Source organism: Billgrantia pellis (genome assembly GCF_008297955.1).
Taxonomy (GTDB): domain Bacteria; phylum Pseudomonadota; class Gammaproteobacteria; order Pseudomonadales; family Halomonadaceae; genus Halomonas; species Halomonas pellis.
Genome location: NZ_VTPY01000003.1, coordinates 743,687 through 764,733, shown reverse-complemented (window position 1 = coordinate 764,733; position 21,047 = coordinate 743,687). Strand labels below are relative to the sequence as shown.

Annotated in this window: 22 protein-coding genes; 7 read left to right on the top strand and 15 right to left on the bottom strand. The window is 67.0% G+C overall.

The genetic code is table 11. The features are described 5' to 3' along the window. Window positions 1–39: 39 nt before the first annotated feature. The 5 genes from trkA to def form a co-directional block, all read right to left on the bottom strand. Window positions 40–1,413, bottom strand: a complete 1,374-nt coding sequence (gene trkA, locus F0A17_RS09425; protein ID WP_149328066.1) for a Trk system potassium transporter TrkA — start codon at window positions 1,411–1,413, stop codon at window positions 40–42. Window positions 1,414–1,524: 111 nt separating this feature from the next. Next, the gene (locus tag F0A17_RS09420) at window positions 1,525–1,731 is read right to left on the bottom strand and encodes a dodecin (RefSeq protein WP_149328065.1); all 207 of its coding nucleotides are present in this window, start codon (window positions 1,729–1,731) and stop codon (window positions 1,525–1,527) included. Further along, complete coding sequence (rsmB, locus tag F0A17_RS09415; RefSeq protein WP_149328064.1) at window positions 1,728–3,119, bottom strand: 16S rRNA (cytosine(967)-C(5))-methyltransferase RsmB; 1,392 nt, start codon at window positions 3,117–3,119, stop codon at window positions 1,728–1,730. Before rsmB ends, F0A17_RS09420 begins: the two co-directional genes overlap by 4 nt. Next, a complete protein-coding gene (gene fmt / locus F0A17_RS09410; RefSeq protein WP_149328063.1) occupies window positions 3,119–4,105 on the bottom strand; it encodes a methionyl-tRNA formyltransferase in 987 nt (328 codons plus the stop codon). Before fmt ends, rsmB begins: the two co-directional genes overlap by 1 nt. A 109-nt stretch (window positions 4,106–4,214) precedes the next feature. Continuing rightward, window positions 4,215–4,727 carry a peptide deformylase gene (gene def, locus F0A17_RS09405; protein WP_149328062.1) on the bottom strand — a complete coding sequence of 171 codons (513 nt, stop codon included), beginning with the start codon at window positions 4,725–4,727 and terminating at the stop codon, window positions 4,215–4,217. A 216-nt stretch (window positions 4,728–4,943) separates the two neighbouring features. Between def and F0A17_RS09400 the strand changes: the two genes are divergently transcribed. The 6 genes from F0A17_RS09400 (at window position 4,944) to F0A17_RS09375 (ending at window position 10,704) form a co-directional block, all read left to right on the top strand. Further along, window positions 4,944–6,008: a LysM peptidoglycan-binding domain-containing protein gene (locus F0A17_RS09400; protein WP_187774669.1), complete on the top strand. Its 1,065-nt coding sequence runs from the start codon at window positions 4,944–4,946 to the stop codon at window positions 6,006–6,008. A 14-nt stretch (window positions 6,009–6,022) separates the two neighbouring features. Continuing rightward, the gene (dprA, locus tag F0A17_RS09395) at window positions 6,023–7,123 is read left to right on the top strand and encodes a DNA-processing protein DprA (protein WP_228716861.1); all 1,101 of its coding nucleotides are present in this window, start codon (window positions 6,023–6,025) and stop codon (window positions 7,121–7,123) included. A 39-nt stretch (window positions 7,124–7,162) separates the two neighbouring features. After that, window positions 7,163–7,720, top strand: a complete 558-nt coding sequence (locus tag F0A17_RS09390) for an L-threonylcarbamoyladenylate synthase (RefSeq protein WP_149328060.1) — start codon at window positions 7,163–7,165, stop codon at window positions 7,718–7,720. Between the two features lie 36 nt (window positions 7,721–7,756). Then, complete coding sequence (gene hemF, locus F0A17_RS09385) at window positions 7,757–8,680, top strand: oxygen-dependent coproporphyrinogen oxidase (RefSeq protein WP_149328059.1); 924 nt, start codon at window positions 7,757–7,759, stop codon at window positions 8,678–8,680. Window positions 8,681–8,845: 165 nt separating this feature from the next. Continuing rightward, window positions 8,846–9,658: a shikimate dehydrogenase gene (gene aroE / locus F0A17_RS09380; RefSeq protein WP_149328058.1), complete on the top strand. Its 813-nt coding sequence runs from the start codon at window positions 8,846–8,848 to the stop codon at window positions 9,656–9,658. Window positions 9,659–9,663: 5 nt separating this feature from the next. Then, entirely contained in the window at window positions 9,664–10,704 is a 1,041-nt protein-coding gene (locus F0A17_RS09375; RefSeq protein ID WP_149328057.1) for an MDR family NADP-dependent oxidoreductase, read from the top strand. On the opposite strand, the gene F0A17_RS09370 is transcribed toward F0A17_RS09375, so the two are convergent. Together F0A17_RS09370 and F0A17_RS09365 are read right to left on the bottom strand one after the other, a co-directional pair. Next, window positions 10,688–10,948 (bottom strand): hypothetical protein, encoded by a 261-nt coding sequence (locus F0A17_RS09370; RefSeq protein ID WP_149328056.1) that lies wholly within the window; start codon window positions 10,946–10,948, stop codon window positions 10,688–10,690. The genes F0A17_RS09375 and F0A17_RS09370 overlap by 17 nt on opposite strands. Window positions 10,949–10,984: 36 nt before the next feature. Beyond that, window positions 10,985–11,785 carry a M48 family metallopeptidase gene (locus F0A17_RS09365; protein ID WP_149328055.1) on the bottom strand — a complete coding sequence of 267 codons (801 nt, stop codon included), beginning with the start codon at window positions 11,783–11,785 and terminating at the stop codon, window positions 10,985–10,987. A gap of 121 nt (window positions 11,786–11,906) precedes the next feature. Here F0A17_RS09365 and F0A17_RS09360 point away from each other — a divergent pair, with 121 nt between their 5' ends. Further along, window positions 11,907–12,779: an ATP-binding protein gene (locus F0A17_RS09360; protein WP_149328054.1), complete on the top strand. Its 873-nt coding sequence runs from the start codon at window positions 11,907–11,909 to the stop codon at window positions 12,777–12,779. Window positions 12,780–12,788: 9 nt separating this feature from the next. Here F0A17_RS09360 and F0A17_RS09355 read toward each other — a convergent pair whose 3' ends face one another. From F0A17_RS09355 to pilW, 8 genes are all read right to left on the bottom strand, one after another. Next, a complete protein-coding gene (locus F0A17_RS09355) occupies window positions 12,789–13,427 on the bottom strand; it encodes a hypothetical protein (protein ID WP_149328053.1) in 639 nt (212 codons plus the stop codon). A gap of 97 nt (window positions 13,428–13,524) precedes the next feature. Beyond that, window positions 13,525–14,928, bottom strand: coding sequence for a ribosome biogenesis GTPase Der (gene der / locus F0A17_RS09350; RefSeq protein WP_149328052.1), 1,404 nt, complete (start codon window positions 14,926–14,928; stop codon window positions 13,525–13,527). Next, window positions 14,925–16,079, bottom strand: coding sequence for an outer membrane protein assembly factor BamB (gene bamB / locus F0A17_RS09345; protein ID WP_228716860.1), 1,155 nt, complete (start codon window positions 16,077–16,079; stop codon window positions 14,925–14,927). The genes der and bamB overlap by 4 nt, the downstream gene beginning before the upstream one ends. An 8-nt stretch (window positions 16,080–16,087) precedes the next feature. After that, the gene (locus F0A17_RS09340) at window positions 16,088–16,747 is read right to left on the bottom strand and encodes a YfgM family protein (RefSeq protein WP_149328050.1); all 660 of its coding nucleotides are present in this window, start codon (window positions 16,745–16,747) and stop codon (window positions 16,088–16,090) included. A 34-nt stretch (window positions 16,748–16,781) separates the two neighbouring features. Continuing rightward, window positions 16,782–18,077, bottom strand: a complete 1,296-nt coding sequence (hisS, locus tag F0A17_RS09335; protein WP_149328049.1) for a histidine--tRNA ligase — start codon at window positions 18,075–18,077, stop codon at window positions 16,782–16,784. A 30-nt stretch (window positions 18,078–18,107) separates the two neighbouring features. Further along, window positions 18,108–19,223 (bottom strand): flavodoxin-dependent (E)-4-hydroxy-3-methylbut-2-enyl-diphosphate synthase, encoded by a 1,116-nt coding sequence (ispG, locus tag F0A17_RS09330; RefSeq protein ID WP_149328048.1) that lies wholly within the window; start codon window positions 19,221–19,223, stop codon window positions 18,108–18,110. 5 nt (window positions 19,224–19,228) lie between these two features. Continuing rightward, window positions 19,229–20,227 carry a RodZ domain-containing protein gene (locus F0A17_RS09325; RefSeq protein ID WP_149328047.1) on the bottom strand — a complete coding sequence of 333 codons (999 nt, stop codon included), beginning with the start codon at window positions 20,225–20,227 and terminating at the stop codon, window positions 19,229–19,231. A 30-nt stretch (window positions 20,228–20,257) separates the two neighbouring features. Next, a complete protein-coding gene (pilW, locus tag F0A17_RS09320) occupies window positions 20,258–20,986 on the bottom strand; it encodes a type IV pilus biogenesis/stability protein PilW (protein WP_149328046.1) in 729 nt (242 codons plus the stop codon). Window positions 20,987–21,047: the final 61 nt, after the last annotated feature.

Here is a 21,047-nt window from a genome sequence, read left to right as displayed (position 1 = left end):
CGGCGCTCCTTGCGTCGCGTAGTGCGCTGATACCGGTCATCAGAAGAACGTCAGGCCGACCTGGAAAAGGCGCTCGACATCGCGGATACGGCGCTTGTCGATCACGAACAGGATCAAGTGGTCGCCTGATTCGACGATGACGTCGTCATGGGCGATCAAGACTTCCTTGCCGCGTACCAGAGCGCCGATAGTGGTGCCCTTGGGCAGATCGATGTCGCCGATGGCGCGTCCTACCACCTTGGAGGATTGGGTATCGCCATGGGCGATCGCCTCGATCGCCTCGGCGGCGCCGCGGCGCAGCGAATGGACGTTGACGATGTCGCCGCGGCGCACGTGGGTCAGCAGGCTGCCGATGGTGGCCTGCTGCGGTGAGATGGCAATGTCGATCTCGCCGCCTTGCACCAGGTCGACGTAGGCGGCGTTGTTGATCAGCGTCAGCACCTTCTTGGCGCCCATGCGCTTGGCCAGCATCGACGACATGATGTTGACCTCGTCGTCGTTGGTCAGCGCACAGAAGATGTCGCAGTCCTCGATGTTCTCCTCTTCCAACAGGCGCTTGTTGGTGGCACTCCCGTGGAGCACCACGGTGCGATCGAGACGCTCGGAGAGCACCGTGCAGCGCTCCAGGTTGTGCTCGACGATCTTGACCTGATGGCTATGCTCGAGGTGCTCGGCGAGGCGTTCGCCGATGTTGCCGCCACCGGCGATCATCACCCGGCGGAAATCGCGATCCACCCGACGCAGTTCGCTCATCACTGCCCGGATGTCGCGCCGCGCGGCGATGAAGAACACCTCGTCATCGGCCTCGATCACGGTGTCGCCGCGGGGAATGATCGGTCGGTTGCGCCGATAGATGGCTGCTACACGGGTATCGACGCTGGGCATATGACGGCGCAGGAAGCCCAGATCCTGGCCTACCAGGGGACCGCCGTAGTAGGCCTTGACCGCCACCAGCTGCACCAGGCCGCCGGCGAACTCGAGCACCTGCAGGGCGCCGGGGTGTTCGATCAGCCGGCGGATATGGTCGGTGACTACCTGTTCGGGGCTGATCAATACGTCGATCGGCACCGCCTCGTGGGCGAACAGCCCCTTGCGGGTCAGGTAGGCGGTGGCTCGCACCCGGGCGATCTTGGTGGGTGTCCGGAACAGCGTGTGGGCGACCTGACAGGCGATCATGTTGACTTCGTCGGCGCTGGTCACCGCGATCAGCATGTCGGCGTCCTCGCAGCCCGCCTGGCGCAGCACGACCGGATAGGAGGCCGGCCCCGCCACGGTGCGGATATCGAGCCGGGTATGCAGCTCGCGCAGGCGCTCACCGTCAGTATCGACGACCGTGATGTCGTTCTCTTCGCGGGCCAGGTGCTCGGCCAGCGTGCCGCCGACCTGTCCGGCGCCCAGAATGATGATCTTCATGCTGTGGGGTCCGTGAAACGACTCTGCGACGCCGATATGGCGCCGCAGCATCAGCAGCTAGCATAAACCAGCCGTAGGGTGGGTAACAGGGGCCGAGTGTCCGTCCACCGCTCAATCCAGCGTGAAGCCGACCTTGAGCGTGACCTGCCAATGGCCGACCCGGCCGTTCTCGATGTGCCCGCGGGTATCCACGACCTCGAACCAGCGCATGCCGTGCAGCGACTGGGAGGCCTTGTCGAGGGCCCGCTGAATGGCGTCCTCGATGCTCTTCTCCGAGGAGCCGGTCAACTCGATATGCTTGTAGACGTGATCGCTCATGGGTGCTCCTTGCTCATGTGATCGTTGGCGGGATCGTTGCCATCCCGCTTTTTCAGTCTGGCATAAAAGAAGCCGTCATGGCCGCCCGGTTCGGGCAGCAGCTGGCGACCCGCGCCTGCCGGGCGGCCCCAACTGACCTCCTGCGGCGTGGTGACCATGGCGTCCGGCGTGCGCGCGAGGAAAGCGCGAATCTGTTCGTCGTTCTCTTCGCGCAGCACCGAGCAAGTGGCGTAGAGCAGCGAGCCGCCCGAACGCAGCAGCGGCCAGAGGTTGTCGAGCAGGCGCGCCTGCAGCTCGGCCAGCTTGGTGACATCGGCGGGACGTCGCAGGCGTTTGATATCGGGATGGCGGCGAATCACGCCGGTGCCCGAGCAGGGCGCGTCGAGCAGGATCGCATCGAACGGCGTCTTGTCCCACCAGTCGCGCTGGGTGGCGTCGGCATGCACCAGGGTGGCGGACAGGCCGAGGCGCTCCAGCGTCTCCTCGACCCGGGCCAGACGCATGGCGTCGCTGTCGAGCGCCAGCAGCTCGATGTCGAACAGTTCGAGCAGGTGAGCGGTCTTGCCCCCAGGGGCACAGCAGGCGTCCAGCACACGCCCGCCGGGGCGTGGCGCCAGCGCCGGCCCGAGCAGCTCGGCGGCGAGCTGGGCGGCTTCGTCCTGCACACTGACATCGCCATCGGCGAAATCGGGCAGGGCCTGAACGTCGCAGGGCTTGTCCAGCACCAGTCCGTCGGGAGAATGGGTGCACAGCCGAGCCTCGATGCCGCAGACCAGCAGCTTGGCCAGATAGGCTTCGCGGTCCCCGCGGCGGCGATTGATGCGCAGCGTCATGGGGCCCGGTTCGTTATTGGCCTCGGCGATGGCGCGCCAGTCGAGGGGCCAGGCCTGTCGCAGGGCCTTGAGAAGCCAGCGCGGGTGCAGCAGCGCCACGGCCGGATCCTGGTCGACTTCGGCCTGCAGGGCCGCGGATTCCCGGGTGAGCCTGCGCAGGCAGCCGTTGAGCACCCGGGTCGCCCACTCCTTGCCCAGATAACGCGCAGCTCCCGCGGTCTCGCCCACGGCGGCGTGAGCCGGGATGCGCAGGTAAAGTAGCTGGTAGATACCCAGCAGCAGCAGCGCCTGAACGTCGGCATCGCGCGTCTTGAATGGCGTCTTGAGCAGCTTGGTGGCCAGCGCTTCGAGGCGTGGCAGGGTGCGGCACACGCCGTAGCACATCGCCTTGAACAGCGCCCGGTCACGTATCACCACTTGATGGTCGTCGAGTTCGTTCAGCGAGCCTTTGGCGGTGATCACCGGTACCAGGGCGCGGGCGGCGCTGGCGCGCACCGCCTGGCCGCCGTCCTGGATCGCGCTGCCGGAACGGGTAGAGGGAGTGGAACGATGCATCAGGCGCTCTCCTCGGTCGCTGGGCCCAGAATGCGGCCGGGGCGCAGGCGTTCGCTGCGGGCGTTGAGCAGGTCGCGTGCGGAGAGCGGTTTGCCGCCGGGCAGCTGGGCGCGAGTCACGCGCAGCACCTCGTCGCCGCGGGAGCCGCAGGCGATGCGCAGGGCGTCGGGATCGGGATCGAGCAGGGTGCCGGGAGCGGCGGATGCCTCGTCGGCGCGGCGAGCGGCGGCCTCGGCCAGCAGCAGGCGCAGGCGCTCCTCGCCGCAGGCGCACCAGGCCACCGGCCAGGGATTGAAGGCACGGACCTTGGCGGCGAGTTCTGTCGCGGAGCGCATGAAGTCGAGCTCGGCTTCGGTCTTCGAGAGTTTGGCGGCGTAGGTCACGCCCTCCTCGGGCTGGGGCGTGGCCGTCAGGCCTTCGCCGGTCAGCGCATCCAGTGCCGCGACGATCGCCTCGCCGCCGAGACTGGCCAGTGTGTCGTGGAGTTCGCCGCCGGTGGTGGTCGGCGTGATCGGTGTGCGGCGCGTGAGCAGCATGGCGCCGGTATCGAGACCGACATCCATTTGCATGATGGTCACGCCGCTTTCGCTGTCGCCCGCCTCGATGGCGCGCTGAATCGGCGCCGCGCCGCGCCAGCGCGGCAACAGCGAGGCGTGGACGTTGAGGCACCCCAGCGGTGGGATGTCGAGCACGGCCTGCGGCAGGATGAGGCCGTAGGCGACCACGACCATGATGTCGGCTTCAAGTGCGGCAAGCTCGGCCTGGGCCTGGGGCGACTTGAGGCTTTCGGGCTGATGGACAGGCAGCGCGTGTTCCAGGGCGAGCGATTTCACCGGGCTGGCGGTCAACTTGCGGCCGCGGCCGGCCGGGCGGTCGGGTTGGGTGTAGACGGCCACGACCCGGTGCCGGCTCTCCAGCAGTGCAGCCAGGCTGAAAGCGGCGAAATCGGGCGTGCCGGCGAAGATGACGCGCAGGGGTCGAGACATGTGTCGGGCCTTGCCAGTAAGCGATGTCACCTCATCATAACGGAGGCGGCCGTAAACGACGAAGGCTGACGTGGATCACGTCAGCCTTCGGTGCGATACGGTGCGCAAATCAGGCAGTCTGCATCAACTTGTGGCGTTTCTGCATTTTCTTCAGTACCCGGTCGCGCTTGAGCGGCGACAGGTAATCGACGAACAGCACGCCTTCGAGGTGATCGCACTCATGCTGAATGCAGTGGGCGAGAAGGCCGTCGGCCTCCAGCTCGTAGGGTTTGCCGTCGCGATCGAGCGCCTTGAGGTGCACCTTCAGCGCCCGGGGTACCTCGGCATAGTACTCGGGAATCGACAGGCAGCCCTCGGAGAGCAGCTCGCGCTCGTCGCCGATCGGCGTGACCTCGGGGTTGATCAGCACCAGCGGGTTGGCTCGGTCGTCGCTGACGTCCATCACGATCACCCGGCGATGCACATCCACTTGGGTGGCGGCCAGCCCGATGCCGGAAGCGTCGTACATGGTGTCGAGCATATCGTCGACCAGCCGGCGCACCTCGTCGTCAACCGTCTCGACCGGCGCTGCCTTGGTGCGCAGCCGCTCGTCGGGAAATTCGAGGATGGTCAATTTGGCCATGGCGTTGGAACCACCGTTATGCTGCAATCTTGGGATTGCCCCTATTCTAGGGGGCGGCGAGCCAGGGGGGAACCGCTGGATCGCAATCGAATCGATAACATCAGACTATCACATGACGCATACGTTCCCGGCGGACGGGGGAGCGGGGTGCATCGAAGGTACGGGAACGACGGGATGGGCGAAGGAGCGAAGCGGCGGGTGCGGTTCGGTGCGCTGATGAGAAGCCTCGTGTGCGGCGCCGGCCTTGCCCTGCTGCTGACGAGCATTCAGGTGCCAGCGCAGGGGCTCGCCTGGGAGCAGGGGCTGCGCAAGGACGCCCCCGACCGCTACACCGTGGTGCGTGGCGACACTCTGTGGGACATCTCGGGGCGCTTCCTGCGCCATCCATGGCAGTGGCCGGCGGTGTGGCAGGTCAATCCGCAGATTCGCAACCCCCACTTGATCTATCCCGGTGACGTGATCTACCTCTACGATTGCGGCGGCCGCGCCTGTCTCGGCTTGGAGCGGGGCCAGGGCGTGGTGCGGTTGTCGCCCGAGGTGCGCCGCATTCCGGTGCGCGAGGCGATCGAGCCGATTCCCCTCGAGACGGTACGCCATTTCTTGCGTGACCATCGCGTGGCCGACGATCCCGAGTCGCTTGGCGAGTTGGCCTATGTGGTGGCCGGTAACGATCGCCGCATCATCAGCGGTGCCGGCGATCGCCTCTATGCCCGCGGTGGTCTGGAACGCGGACCGCGATACGGTATCTATCGCGTCGGCGACTCTTATACCGATGCCGCCAGTGGCGAAACGCTGGGCCTTGAGCTTTTCAGCATCGGCCAGGCTAGGGTCGAGCGCAGCGAGGGCGACATTGCGGTGCTGGGGGTGCTCTCCGCCAGCCAGGAGGTGCGCAATGACGATATCGTCCTGCCGCTGGAGGAGCGCGAGCTGGCCGACGAATTCGTGCCCCGTGCCCCCGACAGCGAGATCGACGGCAGCATCATGGCCGTGCCCGGTGGGGTGCGCTTCATCGGTCGGCTGCAGGTGGTGGCGCTGGATCGTGGGCGGCGCGATGGACTCGAACCGGGCCACGTGCTCCAGGTCGAGCAACAGGGCGAGCGGGTGATCGACCCACGCACCGGCGAGACCCTGCGCCTTCCGGGTACCGATGCCGGCCTGATCCTGGTATTCCGCCCCTATGAAAAGATGAGTTATGGCCTGGTGATGCGCGCCACCCGCACTCTCGAAGTCGGCGACCGCGTGGGCAATCCCCGGCGTGGGGTGGGAGTGGCGCAGCGGTGAATGGCGAGGCAAGGGTGCCAACGACACGCGACTGGCTTGCGCTATACCACCTGCCGGGCATGGGGGCCACGCGACTGGCCGAGCTGGTTGTCGCCGCGCCCGAATGGCCGGAAGGCTGGCTGTCGCGCCTGTCCCGCCAGGCGGCCACGGCGCTGCGTCTGTGGCTCGACCACCCCGCGCGCTCGCCGCTGACGCCGATCGTGGAGGCCGGGATGGCGTGGCGGGATGCCGCACCGGCACGACACCTGCTGCATCCGGGACACTCGGCCTGGCCGGCCCTGCTTGAACAGATCGCCGACCCGCCGCCGCTGCTGTGGGCCCTGGGCGACCTCGCCGCGCTGCAGTCTCCGGCCCTGGCCATCGTCGGCTCGCGCCGGCCGACCCGCGAAGGGCTAGCCAATGCCGCTGCCTTCGGTCGCGAACTGGCCGTTCGCGATTGGTGCGTGGTGAGCGGTCTGGCGCTGGGGGTCGACGGCGCCACCCAACAGGCCGCCATCGACGCCGGCGGTCGCAGCGTGGCGGTACTTGGTTGCGGCGTCGATGTCATTTATCCGCCGCGCCATGCGCGTCTCTACCACCAATTGCTCGACCGGGGCGGACTGATTCTCGCCGAGCATCCGCCCGGCACGCGGGCGAGGCCGGGCTTCTTTCCGCGCCGCAACCGCATCGTCACCGGGCTCTCGCTGGGCGTGCTGGTGGTGGAGGCCGCGGAAAAGAGCGGTTCGCTGGTCAGCGCGCGGTTGGCCATGGAACAGAATCGCGAAGTCTTCGCCCTGCCCGGCTCGATCCACAATCCCCAGGCGCGCGGCTGCCTGCAGTTGATCCGCCAGGGGGCGGTGCTGGTGCGCCATGTCGATGACATCCTCCAGGAACTGACGCACTGGGCTGCCTCGCCCGCGCTGACCACGCCTGCTCCCGCGCCGAGCGCCGGCGACAGGGGCGACCCTCTGTTGCGTTGGCTCAGCGATGCTCCCTCGCCGCTCGATGCGCTGGTCTCGCTGACCGGCCTGGCCGTGCCCGAATGCCAGCGGCGCCTGCTCGAGCTGGAACTCGAGGGGCGCGCCGCCCAGGCGCCCGGCGGCTGGGTGCGCCTGCCGGATGACATCCGGGCGTGATAGCATGAGGCCCACTCTCAGCCCGTTCCGAGGAAAACCATGATCGAGGCTCATTCGCTCGAAGTCGCTGTTGCCGCACTGCGCGGCGGCGGGGTGATCGCCTACCCCACCGAGGCGGTATGGGGGCTGGGCTGCGACCCCGATAACGACGAGGCCGTGGCGCGTCTGCTACGGCTCAAGGCACGCGATCCCGCCAAAGGGTTGATCCTGGTGGCGGCATCCATCGACCAGTTCGCGCCCTGGCTCGAGCGCCTGGCACCGGAGCTGCACGCGCCACTGGTGTCGAGTTGGCCGGGGCCTACCACCTGGTTGGTGCCGGACAATGGCCGTACCCACCCGCTGGTGCGCGGCGCTCACGACAGCGTGGCCCTGCGGGTCAGCGCCCATTCCGGCGTGGCGGCGCTGTGCCGTGCCTTCGGCGGGCCGCTGGTGTCGACCTCGGCCAACAGGGCCAGTGAGCCCCCGGCGATGAACGTCGACGAAGTGCGCGCGATCTTCGGTGGGGAGCTCGATGCCATCGTCCAGGGCGAACTGGGCGGGCTCGGGCGTCCCAGCACCATCCGCAACCTGCGTACCGGCCAGGTGCTGCGCGCCTGACGCCGGCACGGTCATAGCGATTCATCGGGAGGCCCCATGTCGCATGCCAACCTCGATGAGGTGAAATCCTATCTGCTCAACCTGCAGGACCGGCTCTGCCAAGGGCTTGCCGCCGAGGACGGCGGTGCCGACTTTCGCGAGGAGACCTGGCAGCGCGAGGCGGGCGGCGGCGGTCGCTCACGGGTGATCGAGCGGGGCCGGGTGTTCGAGAAGGGCGGCGTCAACTTCTCACACGTCCACGGCGACCGGCTGCCGCCGTCGGCCACCGCCGCCCGGCCCCAGCTCGCCGGGCGTGGCTTTCATGCGGTCGGGGTTTCCTGGGTGTTGCATCCGGAGAACCCGCACGTGCCCACCAGCCATGGCAACGTACGCTTCTTCATCGCCGAGAAGGAGGGCGAGCCTCCGGTGTGGTGGTTCGGCGGCGGCTTCGACCTGACCCCCTACTATCCCGTGCACGAGGACGTGCTGCACTGGCATCGGGTTGCCCGCGATGCCTGCGCACCCTTCGGCTGCGAGGTCTACCCTCGCTTCAAGGGGTGGTGCGACGAGTATTTCTATCTCAGGCATCGCGACGAGACCCGCGGCGTCGGCGGTCTGTTTTTCGACGACTTCAATGAATGGGACTTCGAAGCCAGCTTCGCCTTTCAGCGCGCCGTGGGCGACGCCTTCCTCGAGGCCTACCTGCCCATCGTCCGGCGTCGTCGCGACACGCCCTGGGGCGAACGCGAGCGCGAGTTCCAGCTCTACCGCCGTGGGCGCTATGTGGAGTTCAATCTGGTGTGGGACCGTGGCACCCTGTTCGGCTTGCAGAGTGGTGGGCGCACCGAGTCGATCCTGATGTCGATGCCGCCATTGGCGCGCTGGGAGTATGGCTGGACGCCCGAACCGGGCAGCGCCGAAGAGGTGCTGTATCGGGAGTATCTGCGCCCCCGCGACTGGCTGGGGGACAGCGCTGACTAAGCCCCGGTGCGACCGAATCGCTGCGTTACGCGGTGCCGAAGCGTCGGGCCGTCGCAATCCCACCTATACCCCATGGGCTCCGGTTGCTGCGCTACGGGTGCCTTGCGCTTCATGTCGCTCGATGACGTTTCAGGCGCTTTCCCGTGTAGGAGGAGGAGACCCTATATGACTGACCGTTACTGCGTCTTTGGCAACCCCATCTCGCACTCGAAGTCGCCGGCGATCCACGCCGCCTTCGCTGCGCAGACGGGCGAGGCCATCGAGTATACCGCCATCGCGGCGTCACTTGACGACTTTACCGGCGCCTGGCACCGGTTCATGGCCGAAGGCGGGCAGGGGGCCAACGTTACCGTGCCGTTCAAGGAGGAGGCCTTCCGCCTCTGCGATACCCTGAGCCAGCGCGCCCAGCGGGCCGGCGCGGTGAACACGCTGTTGCTGGGCAAGAACGGTCTCACCTACGGCGATACCACCGACGGTGTCGGTCTGGTGCGCGACCTGGCACGCCACGGAGTGAATCTGGCCGGTGCTCGTATCCTGGTGCTGGGAGCCGGTGGGGCGGTGCGTGGCGTGCTGGAACCGCTGCTGGCGGCGGGGCCGCTGCGCGTGCGGATCGCCAACCGAACCGCGGCCAAGGCCGCGGCGCTGGCGCGGGATTTCACCGACCTGGGCGAAGTCCGGGGCGGTGGCTTTGACGAGGTGTCAGGCCTCTTCGATCTGGTGATCAACGGCACCAGTGCTAGCCTGGCCGGCGATCTGCCGCCGCTGCCCGACGACCTCTTCGCGACCGGCACCACCGCCTACGACATGATGTATGGCGCCGAACCCACCGTTTTTCTGCGTTGGGCCGAGGCTCGCGATGCCCGCACTGTCGACGGCCTGGGCATGCTGGTGGAGCAGGCCGCCGAATCCTTCTTCCAGTGGCGCGGCAAGCGCCCCGATACCGAGCCGGTGTTGGCCGAGCTGCGCCGCTCTCTGTAGGCAAGATGCCCGTTTCGACCTTGTGCTGGCATCTCGCACGGCGCCCGGAGGGGATTCCCGGGCCTTCCGATTTCGTATTGCGTGAGATGCCGCTGCCACCGCTCCCGCGGGGCCAGGTGGAGCTCGAAGTGCACGGGCTCTCCGTGGATCCTTATATGCGCACCCGCATGCAGCCCCAAGGCTACGGCTACCTGGCCAAGTGGGGGCCGGGAACGCCGCTCTCCGCCTGGGGGCTTGCCCGTATCCGGCGTAGCCGGGGGCGCTGGCGGGAGGGCGACTGGGTGGTGGGTCACCTGCCGGTAGCCAACCGGGTGCACGTGAGAGTGCCCGAGCCGGATGCCCTGTTGCCGCTCTGCCTGCCCGCCGCGACGCCGCTCCCCGGGCGTTGGCTTCACGAACACGGCATGACCGGTTTCACTGCCTGGCTGGGCATGCGCCACTATGGCCGACCGCAGCCCGGCGAGACGGTGTTGGTGTCGGCGGCTGCCGGAGCAGTAGGCAGTTTGGCCGTTCAATTGGCCCATCGGGCCGGCGCCCGAGTGATAGCGAGTGCCGGCAGCGCCGCCAAGCGTACCTGGCTGCGCGAGAGGCTGGGCGTGGTGGCGACTCTCGACGATCGCGATCCGGAAGGCTTCGCCGAGGCCTTGGCCGAAGCGGCCCCGGAGGGAATCGACCTGGATTTCGAGAGTCTGGGTGGGGCCGTCTTCGAGGCGGCCATCGAGCGGCTGCGACCCTGCGGGCGGGTGGTACTGTGTGGCTTGATCAGCCAGTATCACGACCCCGAACCGCGCCGGGCGCCGCCCAACCTGGCCCGCCTGCAAGCGATTGGAGGACGGCTGGTGCCCTTCGTGGTGCCGGGCCATGAGCCCGAGCATTGGGCCCGCTTCCAGGCCGAGATGGCTGGGCTCGATCCGGTGGCACCGCTTGATGTACTCCACGGTCTCGAGGCTTGGCCCCGTGCCTTCTGCGGGCTCTTCACCGGCAAGGGCATCGGCAAGCGGGTGGTGCGGCTGGGATGTCAGTCAGCGCTCAGCGCCGCTTGGTGAAAAGTCCTAGCAGGGATATCGCCATGCCGGCCACCGATAACAGCATGCCGCCATTGACGAGCCAGGGCTGGCGCTCCACCCAAGGGACGAAGGGCTGGGGTGTGCCGCGACAGACCCCTTCCAGGTAGTCCCAGTGGCCGCCCTGGATCAGGGCACACTCGCGCACGCTACCGAGCTCCCAGAAGTAGACGCCCATCAGCGTGAGGATGGGCACGAGAAGCAGCAGCAGACCAAGTTTCAGCATGGATTTCCAGTAGCGATTGAAGAAGTTCTGTCAACGTCAGGGGCGTGGGCAACTGGGCCGACGTCCCGCCTGTTGCGCTTGTTCGTAGCGGCCCATGGCTTCGTCCATGCGAGCCTGGAGGCCTTCCATGCGCTGGCCGTGGCTGGGGTGAGTGGACATCCACGCCGGCGGCTGGCCGCCGCTCTGGGCGCTCATGTTCTCCCACAGCGCGATGCTGGCGCGCGGATCGAAGCCGGCGTCGGCCATCAGCTGCAGACCGATCACGTCGGCTTCGCTCTCGTGGCGGCGTGAGAAGGGCAGCAGGATACCGTACTGCGCACCCAGGCCGAGCGCACTCATCAGTTGTTCGCCACCCGGTCCCTGCAGGCCCGAGGCCGACGATAGCACCGACAGGGCGAGCTGGGTCGACGTCTGGGTCGAGACCCGCTCATTGGCGTGGCTGGCCAGCACGTGGCCGATCTCATGGCCGATCACCGAGGCCAACTGATCCTGGTTCTCGGCAATGTCGAGCAGTCCTGTGTTCACTCCCATGTAGCCGCCGGGCAGGGCGAAGGCGTTGGCCTGCTCGGATTCGAACGCGCGAATCTGCCAGTCCTGATGGCGCTCGCGCTCCGGCAGTGCTGCGACGATCGCATCGGCGACGCACTGCACGTAACGCTGCTCCGCCTGGCTTGCCGGGGGCAGCTCCTGCTGATATTGGGAGTAGGCTTCACGGCCCATCTCGTTGAGCTGCGCGTCCGACATCAGCGTGAGCTGTTGACGGCCGGTCGGGGAAGTGGTGCAGGCGGTGACGCTCAGGGCCAGGGTGGCCACGGCAAGATGGCGAGTCCAGCGCATCGTTCGATACCTCATAGGTTCAGATCCCTTGTGACCCTGGACGGGGATGACGGTTCGCCACAAGATACCCCGAACTACCGCAAGGTCAACCGTGAACCATGAAAGTCCCGAGGAGATGCCGATGGATGCCGAACTGACCCGCCGCTTGAGCCGTCTGCTAGATCATGTGGAGCACTGGCTGCCGCCCGCGCCTCAGGAAGTCGACTGGGAGCACGACGTGGCGGCGCTGTGGCAACGCCATGTACTGGGCGGACGGCTGCTGCCGGTGCCTCCGCGGGATGCGCTGACGCTCGACGATCTGCTCGGTATCGAGCGACAAAAGCTGGCCTTGATCGACAACACGCGCGCCTTCCTCCAGGGCCTGCCGGCCAACCATGCTCTGCTGTGGGGCTCGCGCGGTAGCGGCAAGTCGTCGCTGATTCGCGCCTTGCTCAACAGCCTGGCCCCGGAGGGTCTGCGGCTGGTACAGGTCGACCGCCACGACCTGGCCGGTCTGCCGCTGCTGGTCGAGCAGCTGCGTCATCAGGAACGGCGCTTCGTGGTCTACTGCGATGATCTCTCCTTCGAGGGCCACGACGATGCCTACAAGGCCCTCAAAAGCGTTCTGGACGGCGCCTTGACCGGCCCGCCGCCCAACGTGTTGCTTTACGCCACCTCGAATCGGCGTCACCTGCTGCCGGAGTCGCTGGCCGACAATGCCGACACGCAGCTGGTCGGGGAGGAGCTGCACCACGGCGATGCGGTCGAAGAGAAGATCTCGCTATCCGACCGCTTCGGTTTGTGGCTCGGGTTTTACCCCTTCAGCCAGGACACCTACCTGGAGGCGTGCTGTCACTGGGTCACGCAACTGGGCAGCGCCAGCGACTGGAACGCCGCGGCACGCGCCGAGGCGATTCGATTCGCGACGCTGCGCGGCGGGCGCAGCGGGCGCGGTGCTTGGCAATTCGCCTGCCAGTGGGTGGGAAGCCGCCGGTTGCACGAGAGCGGCCAGTAGCATTCGCAATCAGCGTTGTGGCGTCAGTTCGCCGTTCGCGCCGACGGCGAAGCGCAGAGTCGGCGTCCATACCCCGGCCGGCAGGGTCATGCCCAGACCGCGCAGATCGCCCGGAGTGATCACCAGTTCGCTGCCGGTGGGCAATTCGCCCTGGTGAGCGAGCTGACCGGCCAGCTCGATCATCGGGGCCAGGCGGGTGTGGTCGGCGGCCAGCACGTCGAAGGCGACCGGCAGGCGCAGCTTGGTATCGTCCGCCGAGGTCAGAGTCACGTCCTGTCGGTAGTTACCGCTTACCGGTTCGGCGCCGGGAACGTCGAGCGACCAGCGGAAGCCGGACATTTCCACGGCCGGCATGCCCGCCGGCAGCGACAGGCCCATGGCCAGAGTGGCCTGTACGGGCAGGCTGCCCATGCTCAGGCTCGAGGTCAGCAGCGAGGCGATATCGCGTGTGTCGAGACCGGCATGAATCGAATAAGGACCGATGCGCACGTCTTCCACGCCCAGCGACGTCACCGCCAGGCGGAAGGCGAACAGGCCGGTCTGGGGCATGGCCAGACAGCCGGTGAGCAGGGCGGCCAGGCCGAGCGGGGCGAGCCACTGCCAGCGGCGGCGCGGTACGGCGAAGGAAAACCGGCGACTCGGAAACATCATCTTCTCCTGAAGAGCGGATGGATCGGGACGGTGGAGATATCGGTGGTTCAGGACGGAGCGGACTGACCCGGCCGAGGCCGGGTCGGGTACGGAGTCAGCGTCGACTTTTGCGGGCGGTGCGGGTTCGTCCCAGTTCGCGCTGCTTGGCCTTCTCCCGGTCGCTGGCACCGGCCAGCGGGTCGTAGGGATTCTTGCCCGAGCGGAACTCGAAGCGAATCGGCGTACCGCGGACCTTAAGGACCTTGCGGAAGGTGTTGGTCAGGTAACGCTTGTAGGCCTCCGGCAACGCTTCGGTCTGGTTGCCGTGCACCACGATGATCGGCGGATTGCTGCCGCCCTGGTGGGCCATGCGCAGCTTGATCCGCCGCCCGTGGACCAGCGGCGGTGGGTGTTGGCTGACGGCATCCTGCAGCAGGGTGGTGAGCCGGTTGGTCGACCAGTGGCTGTTGGCGGAGGCGAAGGCGCGCTCGATGGAAGGATAGAGATCGCCCACTCCGGTGCCGTGCAGCGCCGAGATGAAGTGCAGCTCGGCGTAGTCGGCGAAGCCCAGGCGACGTTTGATCTCGGCGCGCATCTTTTCCTTGGCGTCCTGCTCCAGGCCATCCCACTTGTTCACCGCCATCACCAGGGCGCGCCCGGTGGTCAATACGTAGTCGAGCAGGTGCAGGTCCTGTTCCACTAGGCCGCTGCGCGCATCGAGCACCATGACCGCCACGTGGCACTCCTTGATCGCTTCGAGGGTCTTGATGATCGAGAACTTCTCGGCGATCTCGCGCACGTTCTTGCGTCGCCGCACGCCGGCGGTGTCGACCAGCACATAGGGCTTGCCGCGCCGCTCGAAAGGGATCTCGATAGCGTCGCGAGTGGTACCGGCCTCGTCGAAGACCACTACCCGCTCCTCGCCGAGCAGGCGATTGACCAGCGTCGACTTGCCCACATTGGGGCGACCGATGACGCCGATGCGGATGCCCTTGGTGCCGGTGTCGGCCGGCACGCTCAGATCACGCTCGGGGAAGGGGGCGAGCACTTCTTCGATCAGCGCGGTCACGTTGCGCCCATGAGCGGCGGCGATGGGCAGCGGGTCGCCGAGTCCCAGCGACCAGAAGTCGGCCATCGCCGAGTGCTCTTCCAGGCCGTCGGTCTTGTTGACCACCAGCCAGGTCTTCTTCTGGTTGACCCGCAGGTGGTTGGCGATGGCCTCGTCGGCCACATGGAGGCCGGCCCGGGCATCGACCAGGAACAGTACGATGTCGGCCTCGTCGATGGCGACCAGCGACTGCTCGGCCATGGCGGCGTCGATGCCCTCTTCGTCGCCGCTGATGCCCCCGGTGTCGATCACTGTGTAGGCCTTGCCGCCGAGTGCGCCGTTACCGTACTTGCGGTCGCGGGTGAGCCCCGGGAAGTCCGCCACGAGAGCGTCCCGGGAGCGGGTCAGGCGATTGAACAGGGTCGACTTGCCCACATTGGGGCGGCCGACCAGGGCGATCACGGGTGTCATCGGTTGATTTCCAAGGCCTCCAGGCGGCCGTCGTTGGCCAGCACATAGATGCGGCGGAAGTCGGTGAGGGGGCGCACGCTGATGCCGGAACCGTCGACTCGGGTACGCGCGGTGAAGCGTCCGTCCTGGATGTCGATCAGGTGCAAGTAGCCCTCGTAGTCCCCTACCACCACATTGCCATCGGCAAAGGCGGGAGCGGTGAGCCAGCGGCCCTCGAGATCGCGGTTGCGCCATACCTCTTCGCCGCTGCGGGCGTCGTAGGCAATGATGTGGCTGGCCTCGTTGACCGTGAACAGGCGGTCGCCCACCAACACAGGCGTCAGATAGCTGGAGTGCTCGCGCTCCCAGAGGACCTCGCCGCTGGGGGCGTCCAGGGCGACCAGTCGCCCGTTGTAGCTGGTCACGAACAGCCGGCCGTCCGGTGCCAGCACCGGTTGGCCTCCCAGGTCGACCAGCCGGTCGATCTCGCTGCGCCCGCGAGGCACGGCGATGCGTCGTTCCCACAATGGCTGGCCGCTGCGGTTGTCCAGGGTGACCAGACGGCCGTTGGCGAAGCCAGCGAAGGTGACCGGGTCGATCACCGTGGGGGTGCCGGTGCCTCGCAGGGTCAGCGCCGGCTCGGTGGTGGTGTGCGCCCAGCGCTCCTGGCCGGTGCGGCGATCAAGGGCAGTGACGGCGCCATCGACGCTTTGCACCACCAGCAGCGCATTGTTGGGCTGCGGCGGAGCGAGTACCTCGCTGGAGACGCGCGCCCGCCAGGCGATCTCGCCATCGTCCTGGTTCAGGGCCAACACCTCACCATTTCGGGTGCCGAGATAGACCTGGCCGGCGACGGCGGTCAGGCCGCTGGAGACGCCCACTTCGAGGTCGGTCTGCCACAGGCGGTCGCCGCTTTCGGTATTCACCGCCATGACACGCCCCCTTTCATCGGCAGCGTAGATCACGTCATTGTCCAGCGCCGGCGAGATGGGGTGTCGGGCCTGGCCGAGGCCCTTGCCGACGCGCGTACGCCACTCGCTGCTCAGTTCGGCGCGCGCCTCGAAGCGCTGCAGCTCCTTGGGCGCATAGCGCGGCTCCGCCTTGTTGGCACAGCCGGCCATCAGGCCGAAGGAGAGGATGGCCACGAGGGCGAAGGAAGACTTGCGAAGCATGGTGCGTTTCATAGCGTGGCCTCTTCTACGCCCAGGTCGTCGAGCTTGAGCTGAATACCGTAAATCGGCTGGTCGCGCTGCTCGGCGGTTGCCAGCGCTTCCTGCCAGGCCTGGCGGGCCTCGTCATCGCGTCCCAAGGCATGCAGGGCGTCGCCCCGCACGTCGGCCTGCTGGGCAGCCAGCGGGGCCGGGATATCGCGGGCCAGGGTATCCAGCGCCGATTCGGCATCGTCGGTGGCGACCTGCAGCCGAGCCAGACGCAGCCGTGCCAGCCCCTGCACGTACTCGCGGCGGCTGGAAGCGATCAAGCCGTCGAGGGTATCGCGGGCCGCGTCCAGATCGCCCTGGCTCACGGCCAGACGCGCCTCGATCAGGCGTGCCAGGTCGGCATAGAGCGACCGTTCATGGTTATCGACGATTTCGGCGACCAGGGCGTGGGCCTCGGCGATGCCGTCCTCGGCGAGCGCATCCCCACCGGCCATGTTGACCAGTTGCTGGTAGCGCATCGAAGCCGCTTCGGCCTGATTATCCTGGTAGTTCTGCCAAGTGTTCCAGCCCACCACGGCCGCGATGGCGATGGCGACGCCGGCGATCAGCGAAAGGCCGTTCTCCTTCCACCAGCGCTTGATGGCTTCCAGCTGCTCTTCTTCGGTTCTCAGCTCCGCCACGGGCGGTCTCCTTTCACAACGAAATGCGGTACGGTCAGGTGCGTTCGCCGTTCACCAGGGTAGCGAGGGTTTCGGCCAGGGCATCCTGGGCCAGGCTCATCTGATCGCGTTCCTCGCGCAGGAATTTCAGCGTCGCGCGGCCTTGGGCCAATTCATCCTCGCCCAACAGCAGTGCCAGTCGGGCGCCGCTCCGGTCGGCTTTCTTGATCCGGCTCTTGAAACTGCCGCCACCGCAGTGCAGTTGCAGACGTAATCCGGGCAGCTCGCCTCGCAGCCGCTCCGCAATCAGCATGGCCTCGGCGGTAGCGCCATCGTCCATGGGCAGCACGTAGAGGTCCCGTTCGTCCAGGGCGGCGTCGGGCACCAGCGCCAGGGTTTCGAGCAGCAGGATCAGGCGCTCGATGCCCATGGCGAAACCCACCGCCGGGGTCGGTTTGCCGCCGAGCTGTTCGACCAGGCCGTCATAGCGCCCGCCGGCACACACCGTGCCCTGGCTGCCCAGGGCGGAAGTGGTCCATTCGAATACGGTACGGCAGTAATAATCGAGGCCGCGTACCAGGCGCGGATTGATCACGTAGTCGATACCGGCAGCCTCGAGCAGGGCGGTCAACCCTTCGAAGTGCTCACGCGAGGCGTCGTCAAGGTGATTCATGAGCTTCGGCGCATCGTTCAGCATCGGCGCCATGTCCGGATTCTTTGAATCGAGGATGCGCAGCGGGTTGCTTGACAGCCGACGCAGCGAATCCTCGTCGAGCTGGTCGCGATGCTGTTCGAAGTAGGCCACGAGCCGGTCGCGATAGGCGATACGCGCCTCGTTGGAGCCCAGCGAGTTGAGTTCCAGGGTGACATGTTCGCTGAGGCCCAACTCGCGCCATAGCCGCGCCGTGAGCAGGATCACCTCGGCGTCGATGTCCGGCCCGTCCAGGCCGAAGGCTTCCAGGCCGACCTGATGGAACTGGCGATAGCGTCCCTTCTGGGGGCGCTCGTGGCGAAACATTGGGCCTTGGTACCACAGCCGCTGGGTCTGGTTATGCAGCAGACCGTGCTCCATGGCGGCGCGCACGCAGCTCGCCGTGCCTTCGGGACGTAGCGTCAGGCTGTCGCCGTTACGGTCCTCGAAGGTATACATCTCCTTCTCGACGATATCGGTGACTTCGCCGATGGAGCGGGCGAACAGCGCTGTCTGCTCGACGATGGGGGTACGGATCTCGGCGTAGCCATAGCGCTTCATCAGCGTCCGCACGGTGCCCTCGAAGTACTGCCACAGCGCCGACTGTTCCGGCAACAGGTCATTCATGCCACGGATGGCCTGGATCTTCTTCTTGCTCAAGATTGGCTCCTTGATGGACGCCGGCGGAGTTTACTCCCCGCGGGCGATCACGTCCTTCTCGGCTTGCTCCTTCGCGCGCACCCGATCGCGAATCATCCGCTCCAGGTCATCGACCAGATGGTCGTTGCGCAGCTTGGTGGCCGGCTTGCCGTCGATATAGACAAGGTTGGCGGGGCTGCCGCCAGTGAGCCCGATCTCGCTCTCCTTGGCTTCGCCGGGGCCATTGACCACGCAGCCGATCACCGAGACGTCGAGCGGCGTCATGATATCCTCGAGGCGTTCTTCAAGGGCATTCATGGTGGCGATCACGTCGAAGTTCTGGCGCGAGCAGCTGGGGCAGGCGACGAAGTTGATGCCCTTGCTGCGCAGGCGCAGGCTCTTGAGCATGTCGTAGCCGACCTTGATCTCTTCGACCGGGTCGGCGGCGAGCGAGACCCGGAGGGTATCGCCGATGCCGTCCATCAGCAGCATGCCGAGCCCAATGGATGACTTGACAGTGCCCGAGCGCAATCCGCCGGCTTCTGTGATGCCGAGATGAAGCGGCTGCTCGATCCGAGTGGCCAGCTGGCGATAGGCGGCCACGGCCATGAACACGTCGCTGGCCTTGACGCTGACCTTGAAGTCGGGGAAATCGAGGCGATCGAGGTGGTCGATATGGCGCATGGCGGATTCTACCAGCGCCTCCGGCGTGGGTTCGCCGTACTTCTTCTGCAAGTCCTTTTCCAGCGAACCGGCGTTGACACCGATGCGGATCGGGATGCCGTTGTCGCGGGCAGCGCTGACCACGGCGCGCACGCGCTCCTCCTTGCCGATATTGCCGGGATTGATACGCAGGCAGTCGACGCCGAGCTCAGCGACGCGCAGGGCAATCTTGTAGTCGAAATGGATATCGGCGACCAGGGGAACGCTCACCTGGCGCTTGATATGGCCAAAGGCGTCGGCGGCGTCCATGGTAGGCACCGAGACGCGTACGATATCGGCACCGGCGGCCTCCAGACGCTGGATCTGCTCGACGGTAGCGGCCACGTCCAGGGTGTCGGTGTTGGTCATGCTCTGCACCGAAATGGGGGCATCGCCTCCCACCGGCACCTTGCCGACATGGATCTGACGCGATTTACGACGGACGATGGGCGATGGGGAATGCATATGCATTACTCTCCCAGAGTGAAACGGGCGACGTTGTTGGCCCCGGCGCGAGCGCCCAGGTCGACGCGCTCTCCGCCCCAGACAAGCTCGACGCCGGTGGCGTTGCCGACGGTCAGACGGAAGGGGGGCTCCCCTTCGACGGTAGCCGTGGTGCCGGGTTCCTGCAGACCGACGAAGACGCGTCGATCGTTGGCGTCGAAGATCTCCGTCCAGGACTGCTCGTTGAAGGTCAGCTCCATGACGCGGGGATCGTCGGCCGGCGGCACCTCGGCCGGTTCCTGCGGCTCATCCTCCGCGACGATGTCCGAAGACTCGGCGGGTTGGGCCGGCTCCCCTGCCGGTTCCGGCGTGACGCTCTCTGCTCCGCTCATGGCGGTGATCAGCTCGGCGCCGGTGGGATCGACCTCGGCAGAAGGCGCCGGGGCCGCCGGCGCCTCGCCGCTGATGGGATCGATACCCTCTTCGGGCAGCGGCGGCATGGCCTCCTCGACCTCCTCGCGCGGCGCTTCCTCGACCAGTGTGGTGTTGCCGTCAATGGTGTCGACCGATACCGGCCCGCTCTCGTCGACGGCCGGCGGCTCGTTGCCGTCGCGGCTTTGCCACCAGACCAGGGTCAGGCCGATCAGGCCGGCGATAACCAGCAGCGTCACCAGCCGGAACAGCCAGGCCCCGATGCGAGACGGGGGGCGGGTCACCTGTACCGGCGTCACACGATGCTCGGCTTCCTGGGTGCCGAAGCGATCGCTGTAAGCCTGCAACACGGGGCGATCGTCCATGCCCAGCAGCCGGGCATAGGCGCGCAGGTAACCACGGCGATAGGTGGCCACCGGTACCTGGTCGTAGCTGTCCTCCTCGAGCCCGGCGACGACGGCGGGGCGCAGATTGAGCGCCGTGGCGACCTCCTCGCGGGACAGGCCCTGCGTCTCGCGCTCGCGGCGCAGTTGCTCGCCTGGGGAGGCCTGGGTCCCGAAATCGACGGCATCGGTAATGTGGCTGTCGCTCATGGCTGAGCATCCTTCGTCATGAATCGTTGATCAGGGAACGTCACTACTGGCCCGGCCGGGCGTGACGGTCATGTCCGGGACGGCGGCGGCGATTTCCTCGGCTAGCGCCTGTGCGCCTGGCGTCATGCCGGCCAGTCGTACGAAGATCTCCAACTGCTGCCGGGCGCGCTGGGGGTTGCCATGGTCGAGTTCCAGCTCGGCCAAGGTGAGGTAACTGCGCGGATTTCGCGGGTCGAGGCTCTTCGCCCGCTCCAGGTGTTGTCGTGCCTGCTCGATCTCACCGAGCTCCCGCTGGCATTGTCCCAGGTTGGCAAATAGCTGAGCTCGGCTGGCGTAGTGGGGATCCTGCGAAGCGAACTCGAGCTGTTCGCAGGCGCGTCGCACCTGGCCGCGGTCATAAAGAAAGGCCGCGTAATTATTGCGTGCACGACTGTTGCCGGGATCGACACTCAGCGCGCGCTGGAACGTCTCGTCGGCGAGGTCGTGTTCGCCTTGGCGTTGATAGACGATGGCCATGGCCTGTAGCGCCTCGGGATCGTCGGGCTCCCGCTCAAGGGCACGATTCAGCGCGGACATGGCGCGCGGAAGATTGTTGCGCTCAAGATAGGCCATGCCCAGTTCGGTGAGCGCCTCGGCGGGCTCCTCGCCGTTACCGCCGCCCCGGCCATTCGGTGTCGCGCAGCCGGCCAGCCACAGCGATCCGACCACGATCGCTAACAGCGGCATGCATCGGCTCGGCAGGGTGGGGAAGCGCGTCATGGCATCCTCTTGGTCGGGGCTCATCGATCGTGGCAGGCCGTCTCGCCACTGTCCGGCGCGT

Coding starts and splice junctions, on each gene's coding strand:
- trkA (WP_149328066.1), bottom strand. CDS start 1,413: ATGAAGATCATCATTCTGGGCGCCGGACAGGTCGGCGGCACGCTGGCC.
- F0A17_RS09420 (WP_149328065.1), bottom strand. CDS start 1,731: ATGAGCGATCACGTCTACAAGCATATCGAGTTGACCGGCTCCTCGGAG.
- rsmB (WP_149328064.1), bottom strand. CDS start 3,119: ATGCATCGTTCCACTCCCTCTACCCGTTCCGGCAGCGCGATCCAGGAC.
- fmt (WP_149328063.1), bottom strand. CDS start 4,105: ATGTCTCGACCCCTGCGCGTCATCTTCGCCGGCACGCCCGATTTCGCC.
- def (WP_149328062.1), bottom strand. CDS start 4,727: ATGGCCAAATTGACCATCCTCGAATTTCCCGACGAGCGGCTGCGCACC.
- F0A17_RS09400 (WP_187774669.1), top strand. CDS start 4,944: ATGAGAAGCCTCGTGTGCGGCGCCGGCCTTGCCCTGCTGCTGACGAGC.
- F0A17_RS09390 (WP_149328060.1), top strand. CDS start 7,163: ATGATCGAGGCTCATTCGCTCGAAGTCGCTGTTGCCGCACTGCGCGGC.
- hemF (WP_149328059.1), top strand. CDS start 7,757: ATGTCGCATGCCAACCTCGATGAGGTGAAATCCTATCTGCTCAACCTG.
- aroE (WP_149328058.1), top strand. CDS start 8,846: ATGACTGACCGTTACTGCGTCTTTGGCAACCCCATCTCGCACTCGAAG.
- F0A17_RS09375 (WP_149328057.1), top strand. CDS start 9,664: ATGCCCGTTTCGACCTTGTGCTGGCATCTCGCACGGCGCCCGGAGGGG.
- F0A17_RS09370 (WP_149328056.1), bottom strand. CDS start 10,948: ATGCTGAAACTTGGTCTGCTGCTGCTTCTCGTGCCCATCCTCACGCTG.
- F0A17_RS09365 (WP_149328055.1), bottom strand. CDS start 11,785: ATGCGCTGGACTCGCCATCTTGCCGTGGCCACCCTGGCCCTGAGCGTC.
- F0A17_RS09360 (WP_149328054.1), top strand. CDS start 11,907: ATGGATGCCGAACTGACCCGCCGCTTGAGCCGTCTGCTAGATCATGTG.
- F0A17_RS09355 (WP_149328053.1), bottom strand. CDS start 13,427: ATGTTTCCGAGTCGCCGGTTTTCCTTCGCCGTACCGCGCCGCCGCTGG.
- der (WP_149328052.1), bottom strand. CDS start 14,928: ATGACACCCGTGATCGCCCTGGTCGGCCGCCCCAATGTGGGCAAGTCG.
- bamB (WP_228716860.1), bottom strand. CDS start 16,079: ATGCTTCGCAAGTCTTCCTTCGCCCTCGTGGCCATCCTCTCCTTCGGC.
- ispG (WP_149328048.1), bottom strand. CDS start 19,223: ATGCATTCCCCATCGCCCATCGTCCGTCGTAAATCGCGTCAGATCCAT.
- F0A17_RS09325 (WP_149328047.1), bottom strand. CDS start 20,227: ATGAGCGACAGCCACATTACCGATGCCGTCGATTTCGGGACCCAGGCC.
- pilW (WP_149328046.1), bottom strand. CDS start 20,986: ATGACGCGCTTCCCCACCCTGCCGAGCCGATGCATGCCGCTGTTAGCG.